Raw genomic sequence first — 17,349 nt, 5'->3', positions numbered from 1 at the left:
GCCGTGACGGATCACCACGCGCGCATGGTCGGGACACCCGAACTGGAACGAGGCACCGGGGTCCCCGCGCACGTGCAGATCGAGCAGTGGCTGCTCGCGGCGATCGCCGGAGGCGAGATGGCGCCGGGCGACCGGCTGCCGGGCGAACGCGAGCTGGCCGGGCGGCTCGGCGTGAGCAGGATGACCCTCAGGCAGGCCCTCGCCACGCTCGAAGCCGAAGGCGTGCTGGTCAGGGTGCCCGGCAGGTCCGGCGGCGCGTTCGTGGCCGAGCCGCGCGTCGAGTGCGACCTGACCGGGCTCGCCGGGTTCACCGAGCAGATGCGCCGGGCCCACCTGCGGGCCGAGGCCCGCGTCCTCACCGCCCGCACGGTGGCCGCGCCCGCGTCCGTCGCCGCCGCGCTGGAACTCGACGCGGGAGCGCGCGTGCACGAGGTGGCCAGGGTGCGCTCGGCCGGGCGGTCACCCGTGGCGCTCGAACGCTCCTACTTCCCCGCCCTGCCCGGCTTCCTCGACCACGACCTCACCGGCTCCCTGTACGCCCTCCTCGCCTCCGGGTACGGCCTGGAGCCGCGCACCGCCGTCGAGCACCTCGACCCGGTGATCGCCCGGCCCGGCGAGGCCGCCGAGCTGGGCATCGAGCCGGGCGCGCCGCTGATGCTCATCGAGCGCACCGCGTACGCCGCCGACGGCACCCCGGTCGAGCACGCCCGCGACCTGTTCAGGCCCGACCGGGTGCGGATCTCGGTGCGCAGCGGCGTCGGCCCCGGCGTCAGCGCACCCGCGCGCCCCGCGGGTCGTAGAGCGGGTCGCTGACCACGACGCCCGCCACCCAGACGCCCTCGACCTCGATCTCCACCTTCGTCCCCGGCCCGACCGGCAGGTAGGCGTACGCGATCGACGAGCGCACCGTGTAGCCGTACCCGCCGGAGGTGACGCGGGCGACGACCTCGCCGTCCACCCGCACGGGCTCGTTGCCGAGGGCGACGGCGCGCGGGTCGGCCAGCGTGACGCAGCGCAGCCGGCGCGCCGGCTCGGGGTCGAGCGCGTCCCTGCCCAGGAAGTCCTTGCCGGTCCTGACGCAGAACCCGAGCCCGGCCTCGTACGGGGTGGTCTCCGGGCCGATGTCGGCGCCCCACACCCGGTAGCCCTTCTCCAGCCTGAGGCTGTCGATGGCCCGGTAGCCGCCCGCCAGCATGCCGTGCGGCGCCCCCGCCTCCCACAGGGTGCGCCACAGCGCGGCGCCGTACTCGCTGGAGCAGTACAGCTCCCAGCCGAGCTCGCCGACGAACGTCACCCGCAGCGCCAGCACGGGGACGTCCCCGACGGTGATCTCCCTGGCGGTCATGAAGGGGAAGGCGAGCGGGTCGGGGGTGAGCGGCGCGAGGACGTCGCGGGCGCGCGGGCCCCACAGGGCGAAGCAGGCGTACTGGCCGGTGACGTCGGCGATCCTGGCGCTCGACCCGGTGGCGGCGGCCTGCTTGCGCAGCCAGCCCAGGTCGTGCGAGCCGAAGGCGGTGCCGGTGACGACGAGGAACTCCTCCTCGCCGCGGCGGGTGACGGTGAAGTCGCACTCGATGCCGCCGCGCCGGTTGAGCGCCTGCGTGTAGGTGACGGCGCCGACCTGCCTGGCCACCTGGTTGTCGCACACCCACTCCAGCAGCGAGGCGGCGTCGGGGCCGGTCACCTCGATCTTGGCGAACGAGCTCTCGTCGAACAGCCCGGCCCGCTCCCGCACCGCGCGGTGCTCCGCGCCGACCGCGGGCGACCACAGCCGTCCCGCCCAGCCCCTCGGGCGCTCGTCCTCGCCGGCCGCGCCCTCGGCGCCCGCGTTCGGCTCGTAGTGGTTGACGCGTTCCCACCCGGCCTTCTCCCCGAAGGCGGCGCCGTGCGCGGCGTGCCAGCCGTAGGCGGGCGAGACGCGCAGCGGCCGCCCGGCCGACCGCTCGTGGCCGGGGTAGCGGATGTCGTAGTACGTCTCGTAGTTCTCGACGGCCCGCTTGAGCGTGTACGACGGCGAGCGGTACTGGCGGCCGAACCTGCGGACGTCCATGTGCCACAGGTCCATGCCGGGCTCGCCCTCGACGATCCACTCGGCCATGACCTTGCCGATGCCGCCGGCCCCCGCGATGCCGTGCGCGCAGAACCCGGCCGCCACGAAGAACCCGCCGACCTCCGTCTCGCCGAGGCAGAACTCGTTGTCCGGGGTGAACGCCTCCGGGCCGTTGATGAGCTTGCGCACGCCGACGTCCGCCATCGCGGGCACCCTGACACGCGAGTTGCCGAAGATCTCCTCGAGGCGCGGCCAGTCCTCGGCCAGCAGCCTGCCGTTGAAGTCGGCCGGCACGGCGTCGTAGGCGTTCGCGGTGGCCGTCCAGGGGGCGCAGGTGCGCTCGTACCCGCCCATGACCAGGCCCTGCACCTCCTGCCGGTAGTAGACGAGCAGGTCGGGGTCGCGCAGCGTGGGCAGCCCCGACAGGTCGTGGAAGGCGTCGGTGACGACGTACTGGTGCGACATGGGCACGATCGGGACGCGGACGCCCGCCATGCGGCCGATCTCGGCGGCGAACATGCCGCCGCAGTTCACCACGATCTCGCAGTCGATGTCGCCCCTGTCGGTGCGGACGCGGCTGATCCGTCCGCCCCGCACGTCGATGCCGAGCACCCGGGTGCGGGTGCGGACCGCCGCGCCGCCCTCCCTGGCACGGGCGGCCAGCGCGTAGCACAGCTGGGACGGGTCGATCTGCCCGTCGGTCGGCAGGTACGCGGCCCCGACGACGCCCTCGGGGTCCATGAGCGGGAACAGCTCCACGGCCTCGGCCACGGAGATCTCCTCCAGCGGCAGGCCGAAGGTGCGCGCCCAGCCGATCTGGCGGCGGATCTCCTCCATCCGCTCCGGCGTCGAGGCGAGCTTGATGCCGCCGCACTCGGTCCATCCGGCGTCGAGGGTGCGGTAGAGCTCCACGGAGTACTGGTTCATCCGGGTCAGGGTCGGGTCGGCGCGCAGCTGGCCGACGAGCCCAGCGGAGTGGAAGGTGGAGCCGCTGGTCAGCTCGTCCCGCTCCAGGAGGACGACGTCACGTTCGCCGAGTTGGGTGAGGTGGTAGGCGACGGACGCGCCGCCCACCCCGCCGCCGATGATCACGATGCGGGCCGAGTCGCTCATGCCCGGAGGCTAGCTCTCGTACCGGTAAAAGGTCTAGACCGTTTAGGCGGGCGGGGCCTAGCATCGAGCATGGCCGTGCCCGAGGTCCTCGACCGCATCCCGCTGCTGTCCGGCATGCCGCGCTCCGTGGAGGAGCTGCCCGGAGGGCTGACCAACCACAACTACAAGGTGACCGTTCCCGGCGGCGTGTACGTGGTGCGCGTGTCGGCGAGCGACGGGTCGCTGCTCGCCATCGACAGGGACGCCGAGCACGCCAACTCGGTCGCGGCGGCGCGGGCGGGGGTCGGAGCGCCCGTGCACGACTACCTGCCGGACGAGGGCGTGCTGGTCGTGGGGTTCCTGCCGGGGCGCACGTTCACGGAGGCCGACCTGCGGAACGAGGCGAACCTGCCGCGCGTGGCCGAGGCGTGCAGGCGGCTGCACGCGGGGCCGCGGTTCGTCGGCGACTTCGACATGTTCGAGGTGCAGCGGAGGTACCTGCGGATCGTGCGGGAGCGGGGCTTCCGCCTTCCGGCGGGATATCTGGACTTCATGCCGATGGTTGACACAATCCGGAAATGTCTGGCAGTGCGGGACGAGGGCACCGTCCCGTGCAACAACGACCTGCTCCCCGGCAACATCCTCGACGCCGGCGACCGGCTCTTCCTCATCGACTACGAGTACGCGGGCAACAACGACCCCTGCTTCGAACTGGGCAACATCTGGAGCGAGTCCGACCTGCCGCCGGAGCACCTGGAGGCGCTGGTCACCGCCTACCACGGGCGGGCGCTCCGGCACAAGATCGCGCGGGCCCGCCTGCTCGGCCTCATGTCCAAGTACGGCTGGACCCTCTGGGCCTCCATCCAGGACGGCGCCAACGACGCCATCGACTTCGACTTCTGGTCCTGGGGAATGGAGAAGTACGAGCGCGCCGTCGCCGAGTTCACCGGGTCCGATCTTCCACGCCTCATGGAGGAGGCCGTGCGGGCAGACTAGGGGGCATGCTCGCTGCGCTGACCGGGCTGGGGCTCTCCACCGCCGCCGGCCTCAACGCCTACATCCCGCTGCTGGTCGTCGGGGTGCTGGCGAACCTCACCGACGCCGTGAAGCTGCCCGACGGCTACGCGTGGCTGTCGAACTGGGGCGTGCTGGCCGTCGTCGCCGTGCTGCTCGTGGCCGAGTTCGTCCTCGACAAGGTGCCGGCCGTCGACACCGTGAACGACGCCATCCAGACCGTGGTGCGTCCCGCGTCCGGCGGCGTCGTCTTCTCCGCCACCAGCGCCGCCGCCGAGCTCGACCACTCCACCTGGATGGCCGAGCACCCGTGGGCGGGCTGGCTCGCCGGCATCGTGGCCGCCCTCGCCGTCCACGCCGTCAAGGCCACGGCCCGTCCCGTCATCAACGCCGGCACCGGCGGCTTCGGCGCGCCCGTCGTGAGCACCGTGGAGGACGCCGGCTCGCTCGGCATGAGCCTCGTCGCGCTGTTCCTGCCGCTGCTCGTGCTCGTGGCGCTCGCCGTGTTCGCGGTGCTGTCATGGTGGCTGATCAGAAAAGCCCGCCGCGTACGGGCCCGCAGAAGAACAAGAAGGACAGGCCGGCCCAGCGGCTGATCACACGAACAGGACGCCGACTCGGCGCCAACGACTGATGGGGCTGACAGCAAGGGGGATCAACCCAGCGGCCGATGGAACCAGACAGCAGGCGCGGTCAGGCCAGCGGCCGATGAGGCCAAACGGCAAGCGTGGTCGAGCCAGCGGCCGATAGGGCCAAACGGCAAGCGGTCAGGCCAGCGACCGATGGAGCGGGACGGCAAGCGGAGTCAGCCCAGCGCGTGATGGGGCGGGGAGTGCGAGAAAGTCACCCCAGGGGCTGATTCGTCATCCGCCTGGAGGCTGATTCGCCGCGCCGCTCCCCCGCCCTACAGTGAGGCCGCGACGGGATGACATCCCGCTTCAAGGCGTGTGAGCGCCAAGTGGCCCCCGCCCCCTGGCTCGCTCACACCACCGAGGGCCCGGCAGCAGCGTCCGCGCTGCCGGGCCTTCACACGTCCGGCACACCGGCCGGCCGCCTAGCCCAAGCGCCGCCGGAACGGACCGCCTTCCAGGGGAGGGCGGTGAGGCAGGGTCACCTGACAGCGGACCCAGGCCGGGCGCGCCAGGCGCCGAACGGCAGCTCATGGCCGCCACGCCACCCACGACAAGCTCCGGAAACCGCAACCCCCGCCCTCGCCGGCCCAGGAACCGCACCCCCACCCCTCCCTGATCCAGGACCGCAACCCCCGCCCCCCTAATCCAGGACCGCAACCCCCTCCCTAATTCAGGAACCGCAGCCCCCGGCCCTCCCTAATCCAGGACCGCAGCCCCCGGCCCTCCCTGATCCGGGACCGCGAGCCCCGGCCCTCCCTGATCCGGGACCGCAGCCCCCGGCCCTGGCTGATTCGGGACGGCAACCCCCCGGCCCTCGCCCCCTCACTAATCCGGGAACCGCAAGCCCTCGCCCCTTCGTTGGGCGGACAGACGTTCGCGGGCCGGAGCAGGCACGCGGGCTCTCACGCGCGCGGAGACGTGACCGTGCCCGCGGGCGAGGAACGGCGCTCGCGATCGGAGGCGTGCCTGCGGGGCGAGGAACGGCGCTCGCGGGGGCGGAAGCGGCTCGCAGGCGGGAAGGCCGCTCACGGGCAGCCCCGGATCGCGGGCGGGAGATGTGCTCGCCGGTGGGGAAGGGCTCGCGGGCGGGGAGGCGACGGGTGGCGCCGACTATTGTGGGAGTGTCGGCCCAACGGGAGGTGGCGGAGATCGGCGAGTTCCTTGTCATCGTGCTGGTGGTCCTGGCGTTCCTCCTGCTGCTCGGAGGCGTCGGCATCTACCTGCTGGTCAAGCTGGGCAAGAAGGCCGCGGGCAAGGCCAAGGAGGCCACCGCCCGGCTGGCCACCCACGTCAACGCCATGGGCCCCGGCGACGCCGCCGAGGTCGAACGTCTCAGGCTCGACCTGCGCCGCGAGGTCTCCCTCACCCGCCAGGCCGTCGAGCACGCGCAGCGCCAGGGCTGGGGTCTCGGCGACCTGCCCCGGCTGCTCGCCGACCTGACCGCACAGGCCGACGTCCACGACGGGCAGCTCGGCATGTACGCCCAGCAGCGCCGCGTGTCGCCGTACGTCGACCACGCCACCCTCGACCGGCTCCGGGGGCACCAGGCCAAGCTCACGGCGATGTGCGCCCGCATCCGCGCTGACCTGCTCGGCGACCAGCTCCAGCACTCCGCGCACGGCATCGACGAGCTGCACGCCCGCACCGACCTGGAGATCGAGGCCCGCCGCCGCGCCCCCGACCCGCTGGACGAGATCGACGACCTCTACCGCCGCTCGATGGAGAACCGCAAAGACCACCTGTGACGGCGGCTCCCGGTGCCATCATGACGCCGTGGTGGCACCGATCGCGGAGACGTCCGGGTGACCGCGCGGCGTCCCGGCCGGCTCCGTCCGGAGCCTCCGGGCGGCTGGACCGCCGGCATGCTCGATCACCTGCCCGCTGACGCGCCCCGGCACGTCGAGCTGATCGACGGTTCCCTCGTCGTGAGGCCGCCACAGGACGGCTTCCACATGCTCGCCCTGCGGCTGCTCGAGCGTGGGCTCCATCCTCCGCAGCACCTCATGGTGGTCCGCGAGATGACCGTGACCCTCGGCCTGCGCCAGCGGCCCGAGCCGGACGTGCTCGTGGTCGACCGGTCGGCGTTCACGCCCAGGACCACCTCGTTCCAGCCGGAGAGCGTCCATCTCGTGATCGAGGTCGTCTCGGACGAGTCGCGGGACCGGGACCGGACCACCAAGCCCATCAAGTACTCCGACGCCGGCATCAGGCACTTCTGGCGGGTGGAGCAGGAGGACGGCGCGCCCGTGGTGTACACCTTCGAGCTCGAACCGGCGGTCAAGGCGTACGTGCCCACCGGCGTCCACCGGAAGCGGCTGAGCGTCGACGTCGGCTTCCCGGTGGAGCTGGATCTCGACCTCGGGCTCGCCGGCGGTTGATCAGCCGCTGCCCCACTCGCGGTGGATGAAGGCGGCCACTTCCTCCTCGCCTGCGCCCTTCTGGACGAGCGCCTTCGTGGCCTGCGCCTGCGCGTTCGTGGGCAGCCGGCCCTCCAGCAGGAGGGGAAGGGACAGACGGCGCATCAGCACCTCGGACGCGGACACCCCGTCGGGGCGGCGCACCACGGCGACGTTCACCCGCAGGGCGTGCTCGTTGCCCGGTGGGACGCCCGGACGGTCCACCTCGATCGCCGAATAGCGGAAGCCGTTCGCGAAGCCGCAGGCCGAGCAGGACGCGGGCCCTCGGCTCAGCCTGCCGCCGCACTCGGCGCAGGTCAGCCGGTCGTAGGCGGCGTCGACGACCCGCCAGGGGTGCCGGTTGGGCTCGTCCACGACCATCTCGGCGACCAGCCGCACGTCGGACGGCTCCTGCGCCGCGCCGAACTCCGCTCGCAGGAACTCCCGCCAGCCGGCCTCGACGATCTCGTCCACCAGCCCGGCGCACCGGCCGCAGCCGGGGGCTCCGGCCGGCTCGAAAGACCCGCACTCCCCACACCGCCGCATGCCCGCACGCTACTACCGCCCCCGCAGCCCCCGCACACCGTTTTCCGCCCCCGACGGCACCCCGCGCGGTGCCGGCGGTGCGCTGCGGGGCCCACTTGGTTTTCCCGGTGCCGACGGTGCACTGCGGCGCCGGCTGTGCGGCGCGGGGCCCACGTGGTTCGCGGTGCCGGCGGTGCACTGCGGCGCCGGCGGTCCGGTGCGGGGCCTGCGTGATAGGCGGTGCCTGTGGTGCAATGCGGGGCCGGCGTGGTCGTGGAGGCGGCGGGGCGGGGCCACGCGGGGTAGGCGGGGTCGGCGGGGCCCTTGGGGTTCGCGGGGTCGGCGGGGTGCGCGGGGCCTGCGGGGTAGGCGGGGTGCGGGGCGCACGTCCCGCGCTTGAGAGCCACCCGGGTCCAGCCCCAGCCCGCGCGACGCCCCTTCTCAGCCGCAACCCGGGCTGCGGCTCACAGCCGTGGGCGCCCTCGGGCTCTCGTAGACGCTCCCCTTCGCGCCGGGAGGACCGACGTGGACCGGTGGCGCGTCGGTTCCTGCCGTTCCGAGCCCTCTCGCAGGGGCGCACCAGCGAAGGCCTGCCGCCGGACGGGGGGCAAGGCACGGGGGGGCAAGGCACGGGGAGCGCCCGGCGCGTGGAGAGCGCACGCCCGGTGAGGCCGGCGGGCCTGGTGGGGCCGCCGGGCCCGATGCGGCCGCCGGGCCCGATGCGGCAGGCGGGCCCCGGTGCGGCAGGCGGGCCGGGTGCGGCCGCCGGGTCGGGGAGACCTGCCGACACCCGGCCACGCATGCCGTTGCTGCTCGCCCAGCCCTTTCCAGGCCGTCGCCGGAGACGTGGTCGGCGGCGGGCCCTCCCCGAGGTGACCGCCCCGCGGGAGGGGCCGGGGGACGGCGTGTCAGTGGACGCCGGCTTCGCGCATGTCGCGGAGTTCGCGCTTGAGTTCCTTGATCTCGTCGCGGAGGCGGGCCGCCACCTCGAACTGGAGGTCGGCCGCCGCCTGGTGCATCTGCTCGGTCAGCGACTCGATGAGCGACTCCATCTGGGCCCGCGGCATCTCGCCCGCGATCGCCTTGGCGTGCTGCCCCGCGGCCTGCTTGGGGGCGAAGCCGGGCACGGGCGCCTTGCCGCGCGACTGCTGCCGCCCGCCGCCCATGAGCTGCTGGGTGTCGGCGTCCTCGCGCTGCAGGGAGTCGAGGATGTCGGCGATCTTCTTGCGCAGGGGCTGCGGGTCGATGCCGTTGGCCTCGTTGTACGCGACCTGCTTGGCGCGGCGCCGGTTGGTCTCGTCGATCGCCCGCTCCATCGAGGGGGTGATCTTGTCGGCGTACATGTGGACCTGGCCGGAGACGTTGCGGGCGGCGCGGCCGATCGTCTGGATGAGGGACGTCTCGGAGCGCAGGAAGCCCTCCTTGTCGGCGTCGAGGATGGCGACGAGCGACACCTCGGGCAGGTCGAGGCCCTCGCGGAGCAGGTTGATGCCGACGAGCACGTCGAACTCGCCGGTGCGCAGCTCGCGCAGCAGCTCGATGCGGCGCAGCGTGTCGACCTCGCTGTGCAGGTAGCGCACCCGGATGCCGAGTTCGAGAAGGTAGTCGGTGAGGTCTTCGGCCATCTTCTTGGTCAGCGTGGTGACGAGGGCGCGCTCGTCGCGCTCGGCGCGGGTGCGGATCTCGTGCACCAGGTCGTCGATCTGGCCCTTGGTGGGCTTGACGACGATCTCGGGGTCGACCAGGCCGGTGGGCCGGATGACCTGCTCGACGACCTCGCCCTTGACCCGGCCCAGCTCGTACGGCCCGGGGGTGGCGGACAGGTAGACGGTCTGGCCGATGCGGTCGAGGAACTCCTCCCACTTCAGCGGCCGGTTGTCGAGCGCCGACGGCAGCCGGAAGCCGTGCTCGACCAGGGTGCGCTTGCGGGAGGCGTCGCCTTCGTACATGGCGCCGATCTGGGGCACGGTCTGGTGCGACTCGTCGAGCACCAGCAGGAAGTCCTCGGGGAAGTAGTCGAGCAGGGTGTTGGGCGCGCTGCCGGGCTCGCGGCCGTCCATGTGGCGCGAGTAGTTCTCGATGCCGGAGCAGGTGCCGATCTGGCGCATCATCTCGATGTCGTACGTGGTGCGCATGCGCAGCCGCTGCGCCTCCAGCAGCTTGCCCTGGCGCTCCAGCTCGGACAGCCGTTCGGCCAGCTCGGCCTCGATGCCCCGGACGGCGGAGGACATGCGCTCCTCGCCCGCGACGTAGTGGGAGGCGGGGAAGATGTAGAGCTCTTCGTCCTCGGTGATGACCTCGCCGGTGAGCGGGTGCATCGTGGCGAGCTTCTCGATCTCGTCGCCGAACATCTCGATGCGGACGGCCAGCTCCTCGTACTTCGGGATGATCTCGATCGTGTCGCCGCGCACGCGGAACGTGCCCCGGGTGAAGGCGAGGTCGTTGCGGGTGTACTGCATGTCGACGAGGCGGCGCAGGAGCTGGTCGCGGTCGATGTCCATGCCGACGCGCAGCCTGGTCATGCGGTCGACGTACTCCTGCGGCGTGCCCAGGCCGTAGATGCAGGAGACGGAGGCGACGACGATGGTGTCGCGGCGGGTGAGCAGCGAGTTGGTGGCCGAGTGGCGCAGCCGCTCGACCTCGTCGTTGATCGAGGAGTCCTTCTCGATGTAGGTGTCGCTCTGCGGGACGTACGCCTCGGGCTGGTAGTAGTCGTAGTACGAGACGAAGTACTCGACCGCGTTGCCGGGCAGCATCTCCCGCAGCTCGTTGGCGAACTGCGCGGCGAGCGTCTTGTTGGGCTGCATGACCAGGGTGGGCCGCTGGAGCCGCTCGATCAGCCAGGCGATCGTGGCGGTCTTGCCGGTGCCGGTGGCGCCCAGCAGGACGCTGTCCTTCTCGCCGGCCCTGACGCGGCGCTCCAGCTCGGCGATGGCCGTCGGCTGGTCGCCGGAAGGAGTCATCTCGGTGACGACCTTGAAGGGCGCCACCTTCCGCTGCAAATCTGTGACCGGACGCATGCTGCCACTGTAGGCCGACCCACCGACATAATCGCCACCCGCCGGCCGGCGCCCCCCTCCCCCGGGAAAGCGCAGGTCACGGCCCTTCCTCCGGTCGTCACGGTGCTGCCCGGAGGTCACGCCGCCGCTGCGCCTCCTTTGCAAGCGAACAGTAAGCGTTGCCCGATACGGTCGGATTCGCCCCCGTAGCGGAGAAGGAAGGTTCGATGTCACGACCCAGAGAGGCCCTGATCCACGCCGGCCAGGGGATGATCCAGGCGGTCGCGCAGGGAGGTGATCTCCGTCAGGCGATGGGTCAGGCCGTGGGCCAGGTCGTGGGCCAGACCGGCGAGCCCGGCGGGCAGGCCCCCGGATTCGCGCTCAACCCCCACGACTTCGCCGCCGCGCGCGACGGGGGCGCCTCGGTCGGCACGCTCATCGAGGCGAGGACGGCCTCGCTGAACGAGGCGGGCGAGATCATCAACCGCAGCTTCGCCGAGAACGGCATGCACGTCATCTCTCCGGTGGTGATCCCCAAGGGGAGCACGGCGAAGGTGGTCGTGCCGCTCGGCGTCCTGGTGGTGCTCGGCCTGATCGGGGCCCTGGGCAACGTCATCCCCAGGACGGAGCTGATCTTCGGGCCGCACTACTGGCTGGTGCTCGTGCTGGCGGCCGCGTTCCTGTGGTGGCGGCGCAGCGTGGTGATGGTGCCCGAGGGCTGCAAGGCGCTCATCACCAAGTTCGGCAAGCTCGTGCACATCGCGGAGCCGGGCCGGGTGACGCTGTTCAACCCGTGGAAGCGGGTCAGCTACATCGTCAACACCACCCGCGAGTACCCGTTCAACGCGCCGATCCGCGAGGCGCCGACGCAGCAGGGCGTCAAGGCCAGCGTCGATCTGTTCCTGCAGTTCAGGATCGAGAACCCGGCGGAGTTCATCTTCGTGCTCGGCTCGGTCAGCGGCTTCCAGTCGAAGCTGCAGAACGCCATCAGCGAGGTCACGCGCTCCCTCATCTACGCCCAGCGCGCCGAGGACATCTACGACCTGGTCGGCGAGAGCACCGTGGGCATGCTGGAGAGCCTGAACCAGCAGTTCCTGCCCGCCGTGCGGCTCACCGACGTCAACATCACCCACGCAGAGCCGTCGAGCCAGGAGTACCGCATGGACCTCGCGGCCCCCGAGATGGTACGGGTGGCCAAGGAGGCGTACACGTACGAGTACGAGCTCCAGCTCCGCAAGGAGCAGAACGAGGGCGACCTGGTGAAGGAGCTGGCCGGGCTGCAGGAGACGCTGAGCGCGATCCAGGCCGAGATCGCCGGCTACCAGGCCCGCATGGACACCGCGCTGGAGCGCGCGAGCCACCAGGCCACGGCGCAGGCCAGGCAGCGCCTGGTCGAGGCGGAGTCCACGGCGAAGGCCAACTCGGCGCTGCTGGAGGCGCAGGCCCTCGACATCAGGGCGCTGAGCGCGGCGGAGGCGCCGGAGATCCTCGACTACCGCTTCCAACAGGACCTGCTCGACAAGCTGGAGTCGGTCGCGACCCGGCTGCCGCAGGTCGTGCAGGTGGGCGAGCAGACCGACATCGACTTCCTGGCCCTCGCGCAGCAGCTCGTCGGCGCCAGGGACGCCGGGCTGTTCTCCGCCGAGGACATGGCGGCCATCCGCGCCCGCCTGGACGCCATCGCGCTGCGCGTGCGCGGCCGCGAGTCCGAGATCGCCGCGCTGCTCGGCGGCACCGCGGCGGACGGGCAGGAGCCCGGGCCCGTCCCCGGCTCCTTCGACGTGACGAGTGAGGGTGAGGTCCGATGAGCAGGGAGTTCTCGAAGATCAAGGAGTCGCTGGCCTCCTGGTCCGAGATCCGCCAGCTGCTGCGCGGCGGCGAGCAGGGGCAGCTCGTGCCCGTCGTCATCCCGAAGGACCGGCGCGGCTTCTCATGGATGGCGCTGGTCTTCCTGGCGGTCTACTTCGCCGGCATGGCGGTCGCCACCGACCTCACGGTCGTGGCGGCGCTGGCCGCGCTGTTCTTCCTGGCCCTCGCGGCGATCCTGATGTGGCGCAAGGCGATCATCGAGATCGAGGAGGGCACGACGGGGGTCCGCAGCCGGTGGGGCGCGATCACCGGGACGCTGCCGCCCGGCCGCCACTACCTGTGGCTGCCCTGGGACCGGGTGGACGCCGTGGTGGACACCTCGACGGAGATCCCGTACTCGGCGCCGATCGTGGCCTGCCCGACGGCCGAGAACGTGCCGCTGAAGTCCATCGAGTTCTTCCTGAAGTTCCGCATCGTCGACCCGGTGGCGTTCGTCCGCACGATCGGCGCGGGCAACTTCGACCTGGTGCTGGCCAGCGCCGTGCAGGACGCGATCAGGCAGCGCAGCCGCAGGGTCAACACCGAGCGCGCCTACGACCTGCGCGGCTCCGACGTCGGCGACATGCAGGACGCGCTCAACCGCCAGCTCGGCAGGTACGGCGTGCGCGTCACCGGCGCCAACATCCCGGACGTGCAGCTCCCCGACCAGTACCAGCAGCACCTGGCCACCCGCGAGAAGGTCGCCAAGGAGCTGTCGGCGTACGAGCGCGAGTGGGAGCTGACCCGCAAGCGCCGCATCGACACGCTGCTCATGGAGATCGAGCGCTCGAAGAAGACCCGCGACGCGCGCGTGGTCGAGGTCAAGGCGGCCTACAACAAGGCGCGCAAGGACGTCGCGCGCATGCTGGAGGAGCAGGAGACCGAGGCGCAGCGGGTGCGCTGGGAGATCGAGGCACGCGGCCGGGCCGAGCTGACGGCCGCGGAGAACGAGGCCAAGGCGCTGCGCAGGCTGGCGGAGTCGTACCGGGACAACCGGGCGGTGCTGCGGTACGAGCTGGCCCGCAGGCGGCTCGACGTGGGCGCCAGGCTGGCCGAGCAGGCGCCGCAGCCGCTGGTGGTGCGCACCAGGGAGGGCGGCGACTCGGCGCTGTCCACGCTACTGCTGGCCCAGCTCCTCCCCCGTCTGTCCGGCGCCGTCCCCGCGAGCGCCCCCACCAACGCCGTCAACGGTCAGTCCCAACCGCACAGCTAGGAGAAGAACCCCATGGTGTTTCGCAAGCTGATGGCCGCGTTCGGCGCGGGCGTCGAGGTCGACACGGTCCTCGCCAACACGGGCGTGCGCCCCGGCGAACCGCTGCGCGGGACCGTCCACTTCCGCGGCGGCTCCTCCGACTACAAGGTCGAGGGCATCTTCGTCGATCTGACCGCCGTGGTCGAGGTGGAGAGCGGCGACAACGAGTACAAGACGACGTACAGCTTCCTGCGCCAGCAGGTGGCGGGCACGTTCCAGCTCGCGGCGGGCGCGCAGCACAGCCAGCCGTTCGAGATCCCCGTGCCGTGGGAGACGCCGATCAGCGCGATCGGCGGTCACCCGCTGCACGGCATGAAGCTGGGGGTCCAGACGGAGCTGGCGCTGGCGGGCGCGCTCGACAAGGGCGACCTCGACCCGCTGTTCGTCAGCCCGCTGCCGGCGCAGGAGCACGTCATCGCCGCGCTCGACCGCATGGGCTTCCACTTCAAGAAGGCCGACCTGGAGCGCGGGACGCTGCACGGCTCGACGATGCCGTTCTTCCAGGAGATCGAGTACTTCGCGGGCGGCCCGTGGCGGCGGCACTTCAACGAGCTGGAGCTGACGTTCATCGCGGGCCCGCGGCAGATGGACGTCATCCTGGAGGCCGACAAGCGCGGCGGCTTCCTGACCTCCAGCCACGACACCTACAACCGCTTCACGGTGCGCTACGACGACCACCCGGGGTCGGCCGACCAGGCTCTGGAGCGGGGCCTGGAGCAGATGGCCAGGCGCCGGGGCTGGTTCTGACGGCAGGGGCGGGGCCGGGCGGCCAGGCGGGCCGTCCGGCGATCCGGTACATCCGCTCGGTCCAGGCCTGGTAGCGCCAGCCGCGCGCGGCCCGGTAGTCGTGCGCCCGGTACACCCCGAAGACGCGGCGTTTGAGCTCGCGCGCCCGCGCGTCCACGTTGGGCGCCCACCACGTCATCGGGTAGCCGCGGTACGACACGACCCGCAGGGCGAGTCCGCCGGCCGCGGCCAGCGCGAAGCGGGCGGAGGCGACGTGGTCCGGGTGGTCGCAGTGGCGGCCCGCGGCGGGCGGGTCGGGGTCGAGGGTGCGCAGCACGGTCGGACGGAACCTGGCGTACAGGGCGCGCAGCAGGCGCAGCACGTTCCCCCGGCGCAGGCAGGGACGTTCGAAGGCGGCGGCGAAGCGGCGGACGCACGAGCGGCCCTCCCACAGCCGGGTCAGGGCGTCGCCGCCGCCGTCGGCGCGCGGGTCTCCGCCGTCGGGCAGCCGGGCGAACACCAGCCGCACCCGCGGCCGGTCGGCGAGCACCGCGGTGCGCAGCTCCAGGCCGTCCGCGCGCAGCGTCCCCTCGTGCCACACGTCGCGCACCCCCGCCAGGTAGGCGTACGCGGCGCGCAGCCCCTCCTCGCGGGCCCGCGCGTACGCGGACGGGTCGCGGCCGTCGTCGACGCCGGCCATGCCCTCGCCCGCGGTGAGGTACACGGTGACGGTCGGCAGGCCGCGCAGCACCGACCCGTACAGGTCGGGGCTCATGAACAGCAGGTCGTCGTCGGGATGCGCGACGACCTGCAGGAACCGCTCCCCGGGCGCCGGCTGGTCGGCCGCGGCGAGCGCGGCGGACGGCGGCACCGGGCACGCCGTGACGGCGACGAGCGCGAGCGCGGTCACGACCGCGGCCAGGCTCCTGCCCGCCGTCCGAGAGGACGCGCGTAACCCCTTCACTTCCCACCCCCGTGTAGCTCCAGCGTAGAGCGGCAAGATCGCCACGCCTTATGACTCAGGGGGATTTATCCAGTCATCCTCAGGTAGGAGATCGCTCCTCTCCGTTCCCTGGTCGCCGCATGGCGCGGTCGTTACCATGACCTCGGGGACTGACTGATCGTCGGATGACGGGGCGAAGCGATGGCACGGTTCTGGGCGGCGCTGAAGCGGATCGCACCGTGGGCGGCGCAGAACGCCGACGGGGCCATCGCGCTCCTGCTGGCCATCGTGATCGGCGTCCTCGGCATCATGCCGAACGAGGTCGTGCCCACCGACGTGCAGACCCAGCTCGTCAACGCCGCCACGCTCGTGATCATGGCGCTGGTGGCCACCGCGCTGCTGCGCGACCGGGCCAGGCAGGCGCCCGTCGAGGAGACCATCACCTCCGGGGCGCTGGCCCAGCTGCCCGTGCGGCTGGCCCGGCTGGAGGAGATCGAGACGCTGGTCACCGGCACCCGCAAGGCGCTCGACGCGCTGCAGCTCGTCAGGGTGCTCGGCAGCAGGCAGGAGATCGCGCAGGCCCACGCCGAGGCGCGCAAGGACACCACCAGGTGGAGCTTCAAGGGCGGCACCGGCACGTACCTGCGGGCCGTCACCCTGCCCGCCTGCGTGGCGGCGGCCAGGCGCGACAAGCGCCACCTCACCGTCAGGGTCGAGATCATCGACCCGGCCGACACCGAGGTGTGCGAGACCTACGCCCACTACCGCCGCTCGCTGTCCGACGCGCCCGACGCCACCGGCGAGACCTGGACGACCGACAGGGTCAGGAAGGAGTCGTACGCGACGATCCTGGCCGCCTTCTGGTACCGCCAGCGCTACGGGCTGCTCGACATCGCGGTGGGCCTGTCGTCCACGATGACGACGTTCCGCTGGGACCTGTCGGACACCCGCCTGATCATGACGGTCGAGGACCCGAACCGGGCCATGACCGCGCTCGCCGGCACCTTCTACTACGAGAACTGCGACACCGAGCTGCGGCTCAGCTTCGAGCAGGCCCGCCGGGTGCCGCTGGAGGCGTACAAGAAGGCGCCGCTGAGCGACGAGCCGACCATCGAGGAGGTGCAGGAGCTGTTCGAACGCATCGGGGTGCCCCTGCCGAGGTCCTACAACGGCAGGGACGTCGTCGACATCGCGCGCAAGGCGCTGCGGGCCGTGAACCCGTACGGGTCATGAGCTACGGGGCCGTCCACCGGCGGGTCCTCGCCGGCGAGGCGAGGGCGTGGGCGCTGGAGGCGCTCGCGGCCGTCGATGCCGTCGCGCGCCCGGCCCGCGTCGCGGCGGTGCGCCACCCGCTGGGATTCGTCTGCCTGCCGCTCGAACGCGACGGCGGCGACGGGGTATGCCTCCATCTGTGGTCCACGTCGCTCGCGCCCGCCGAGAGCACGACGTCCCAGATCCACTGCCACAGCTGGGACCTCGTCAGCCACGTCCTGTACGGCCAGGTGCGCAACGTCCACGCGGTGGTCTCCGACGCCGGGCCCGACGCGACGCACCGGGTGTTCGAGGTGGTGAGCGGCGCCGACGGCGACCGCATCTCGCCCACGCCGCGCACGGTCAGGCACGCCACGGGGCTGGTGGAGGTGTTCGGCCCCGGCGAGACGTACACGCTGCCCGCCGACCGCTTCCACAGCAGCGTGGTGCCGGAGGGCGGCGAGGCCGCCACGATCGCGCTCGGCCGGGGCCGCCCGGGGAGCCGCGACCTGTCGCTCGGCCCGCTGGGCGTGGGCACCCACCACGTCGCCAGACAGCCCCTCGACCCGGAGGAGACGGCGCTCGCCGTCCGACTGATCGCCGCCCACCTGACCTGAGGGG

At 72.3% G+C, this 17,349-nt stretch carries 14 protein-coding genes; 10 read left to right on the top strand and 4 right to left on the bottom strand.

The window, feature by feature from the left end:
• Positions 1 to 24 precede the first annotated feature (24 nt).
• Complete coding sequence (locus BMX74_RS11150; protein ID WP_091100010.1) at positions 25 to 813, top strand: GntR family transcriptional regulator; 789 nt, start codon at positions 25 to 27, stop codon at positions 811 to 813.
• Here BMX74_RS11150 and BMX74_RS11145 read toward each other — a convergent pair.
• The gene (locus tag BMX74_RS11145; RefSeq protein WP_091100007.1) at positions 770 to 3,163 is read right to left on the bottom strand and encodes a GcvT family protein; all 2,394 of its coding nucleotides are present in this window, start codon (positions 3,161 to 3,163) and stop codon (positions 770 to 772) included. The two genes, BMX74_RS11150 and BMX74_RS11145, sit on opposite strands and share 44 nt — an antisense overlap.
• Before the next feature lie 69 nt (positions 3,164 to 3,232).
• Between BMX74_RS11145 and BMX74_RS11140 the strand changes: the two genes are divergently transcribed.
• The 4 genes from BMX74_RS11140 to BMX74_RS11125 all read left to right on the top strand — a co-directional run bounded on the left by BMX74_RS11140 (position 3,233) and on the right by BMX74_RS11125 (position 7,166).
• Positions 3,233 to 4,138: a choline kinase family protein gene (locus tag BMX74_RS11140; RefSeq protein WP_091100005.1), complete on the top strand. Its 906-nt coding sequence runs from the start codon at positions 3,233 to 3,235 to the stop codon at positions 4,136 to 4,138.
• A 5-nt stretch (positions 4,139 to 4,143) separates the two neighbouring features.
• Positions 4,144 to 4,752: a DUF4126 domain-containing protein gene (locus BMX74_RS11135; RefSeq protein ID WP_091100003.1), complete on the top strand. Its 609-nt coding sequence runs from the start codon at positions 4,144 to 4,146 to the stop codon at positions 4,750 to 4,752.
• A 1,157-nt stretch (positions 4,753 to 5,909) separates the two neighbouring features.
• On the top strand, positions 5,910 to 6,533 hold the full coding sequence (locus BMX74_RS11130; protein WP_256256888.1) for a hypothetical protein: 624 nt from the start codon (positions 5,910 to 5,912) through the stop codon (positions 6,531 to 6,533).
• 117 nt (positions 6,534 to 6,650) lie between these two features.
• Positions 6,651 to 7,166: a Uma2 family endonuclease gene (locus tag BMX74_RS11125; RefSeq protein WP_091100188.1), complete on the top strand. Its 516-nt coding sequence runs from the start codon at positions 6,651 to 6,653 to the stop codon at positions 7,164 to 7,166.
• Here BMX74_RS11125 and BMX74_RS11120 read toward each other — a convergent pair whose 3' ends face one another.
• Together BMX74_RS11120 and uvrB are read right to left on the bottom strand one after the other, a co-directional pair.
• A complete protein-coding gene (locus BMX74_RS11120; protein WP_256256874.1) occupies positions 7,167 to 7,730 on the bottom strand; it encodes a hypothetical protein in 564 nt (187 codons plus the stop codon).
• 887 nt (positions 7,731 to 8,617) lie between these two features.
• Positions 8,618 to 10,729: an excinuclease ABC subunit UvrB gene (uvrB, locus tag BMX74_RS11115; RefSeq protein WP_091100000.1), complete on the bottom strand. Its 2,112-nt coding sequence runs from the start codon at positions 10,727 to 10,729 to the stop codon at positions 8,618 to 8,620.
• A gap of 206 nt (positions 10,730 to 10,935) precedes the next feature.
• Here uvrB and BMX74_RS11110 point away from each other — a divergent pair, with 206 nt between their 5' ends.
• Genes BMX74_RS11110 through BMX74_RS11100 form a run of 3 tightly spaced genes read left to right on the top strand, consistent with a single transcriptional unit; the run spans position 10,936 to position 14,555 of the window.
• Positions 10,936 to 12,516: an SPFH domain-containing protein gene (locus BMX74_RS11110; protein WP_055502996.1), complete on the top strand. Its 1,581-nt coding sequence runs from the start codon at positions 10,936 to 10,938 to the stop codon at positions 12,514 to 12,516.
• Positions 12,513 to 13,769, top strand: coding sequence for an SPFH domain-containing protein (locus BMX74_RS11105; protein ID WP_055502997.1), 1,257 nt, complete (start codon positions 12,513 to 12,515; stop codon positions 13,767 to 13,769). Before BMX74_RS11110 ends, BMX74_RS11105 begins: the two co-directional genes overlap by 4 nt.
• Positions 13,770 to 13,781: 12 nt before the next feature.
• Positions 13,782 to 14,555 (top strand): sporulation protein, encoded by a 774-nt coding sequence (locus BMX74_RS11100; protein ID WP_055502998.1) that lies wholly within the window; start codon positions 13,782 to 13,784, stop codon positions 14,553 to 14,555.
• Here BMX74_RS11100 and BMX74_RS11095 read toward each other — a convergent pair.
• Positions 14,464 to 15,444 carry a PIG-L family deacetylase gene (locus tag BMX74_RS11095; protein WP_091099997.1) on the bottom strand — a complete coding sequence of 327 codons (981 nt, stop codon included), beginning with the start codon at positions 15,442 to 15,444 and terminating at the stop codon, positions 14,464 to 14,466. The genes BMX74_RS11100 and BMX74_RS11095 overlap by 92 nt on opposite strands.
• A gap of 234 nt (positions 15,445 to 15,678) precedes the next feature.
• On the opposite strand from BMX74_RS11095, the gene BMX74_RS11090 reads away from it, so the two are divergent.
• Entirely contained in the window at positions 15,679 to 16,710 is a 1,032-nt protein-coding gene (locus tag BMX74_RS11090; protein WP_256256873.1) for a hypothetical protein, read from the top strand.
• Positions 16,707 to 17,345 (top strand): hypothetical protein, encoded by a 639-nt coding sequence (locus BMX74_RS11085; protein ID WP_055503001.1) that lies wholly within the window; start codon positions 16,707 to 16,709, stop codon positions 17,343 to 17,345. The genes BMX74_RS11090 and BMX74_RS11085 overlap by 4 nt, the downstream gene beginning before the upstream one ends.
• Positions 17,346 to 17,349 lie beyond the last annotated feature (4 nt).

Source organism: Nonomuraea pusilla (genome assembly GCF_900109355.1).
Lineage (GTDB): Bacteria > Actinomycetota > Actinomycetes > Streptosporangiales > Streptosporangiaceae > Nonomuraea > Nonomuraea pusilla.
The sequence above is the reverse complement of the archived record's forward strand: the minus strand, read 5'-3'. Positions and strand labels throughout refer to the sequence as shown.

Bases quoted from the DNA above. Each gene is read 5' to 3' on its own strand.
- BMX74_RS11140 (WP_091100005.1), top strand. From the start codon at position 3,233: ATGGCCGTGCCCGAGGTCCTCGACCGCATCCCGCTGCTGTCCGGCATG.
- BMX74_RS11090 (WP_256256873.1), top strand. From the start codon at position 15,679: ATGGCACGGTTCTGGGCGGCGCTGAAGCGGATCGCACCGTGGGCGGCG.
- BMX74_RS11120 (WP_256256874.1), bottom strand. From the start codon at position 7,730: ATGCGGCGGTGTGGGGAGTGCGGGTCTTTCGAGCCGGCCGGAGCCCCC.
- BMX74_RS11150 (WP_091100010.1), top strand. From the start codon at position 25: ATGGTCGGGACACCCGAACTGGAACGAGGCACCGGGGTCCCCGCGCAC.
- BMX74_RS11100 (WP_055502998.1), top strand. From the start codon at position 13,782: ATGGTGTTTCGCAAGCTGATGGCCGCGTTCGGCGCGGGCGTCGAGGTC.
- BMX74_RS11110 (WP_055502996.1), top strand. From the start codon at position 10,936: ATGTCACGACCCAGAGAGGCCCTGATCCACGCCGGCCAGGGGATGATC.
- BMX74_RS11085 (WP_055503001.1), top strand. From the start codon at position 16,707: ATGAGCTACGGGGCCGTCCACCGGCGGGTCCTCGCCGGCGAGGCGAGG.
- BMX74_RS11105 (WP_055502997.1), top strand. From the start codon at position 12,513: ATGAGCAGGGAGTTCTCGAAGATCAAGGAGTCGCTGGCCTCCTGGTCC.
- BMX74_RS11145 (WP_091100007.1), bottom strand. From the start codon at position 3,163: ATGAGCGACTCGGCCCGCATCGTGATCATCGGCGGCGGGGTGGGCGGC.
- uvrB (WP_091100000.1), bottom strand. From the start codon at position 10,729: ATGCGTCCGGTCACAGATTTGCAGCGGAAGGTGGCGCCCTTCAAGGTC.
- BMX74_RS11135 (WP_091100003.1), top strand. From the start codon at position 4,144: ATGCTCGCTGCGCTGACCGGGCTGGGGCTCTCCACCGCCGCCGGCCTC.
- BMX74_RS11125 (WP_091100188.1), top strand. From the start codon at position 6,651: ATGCTCGATCACCTGCCCGCTGACGCGCCCCGGCACGTCGAGCTGATC.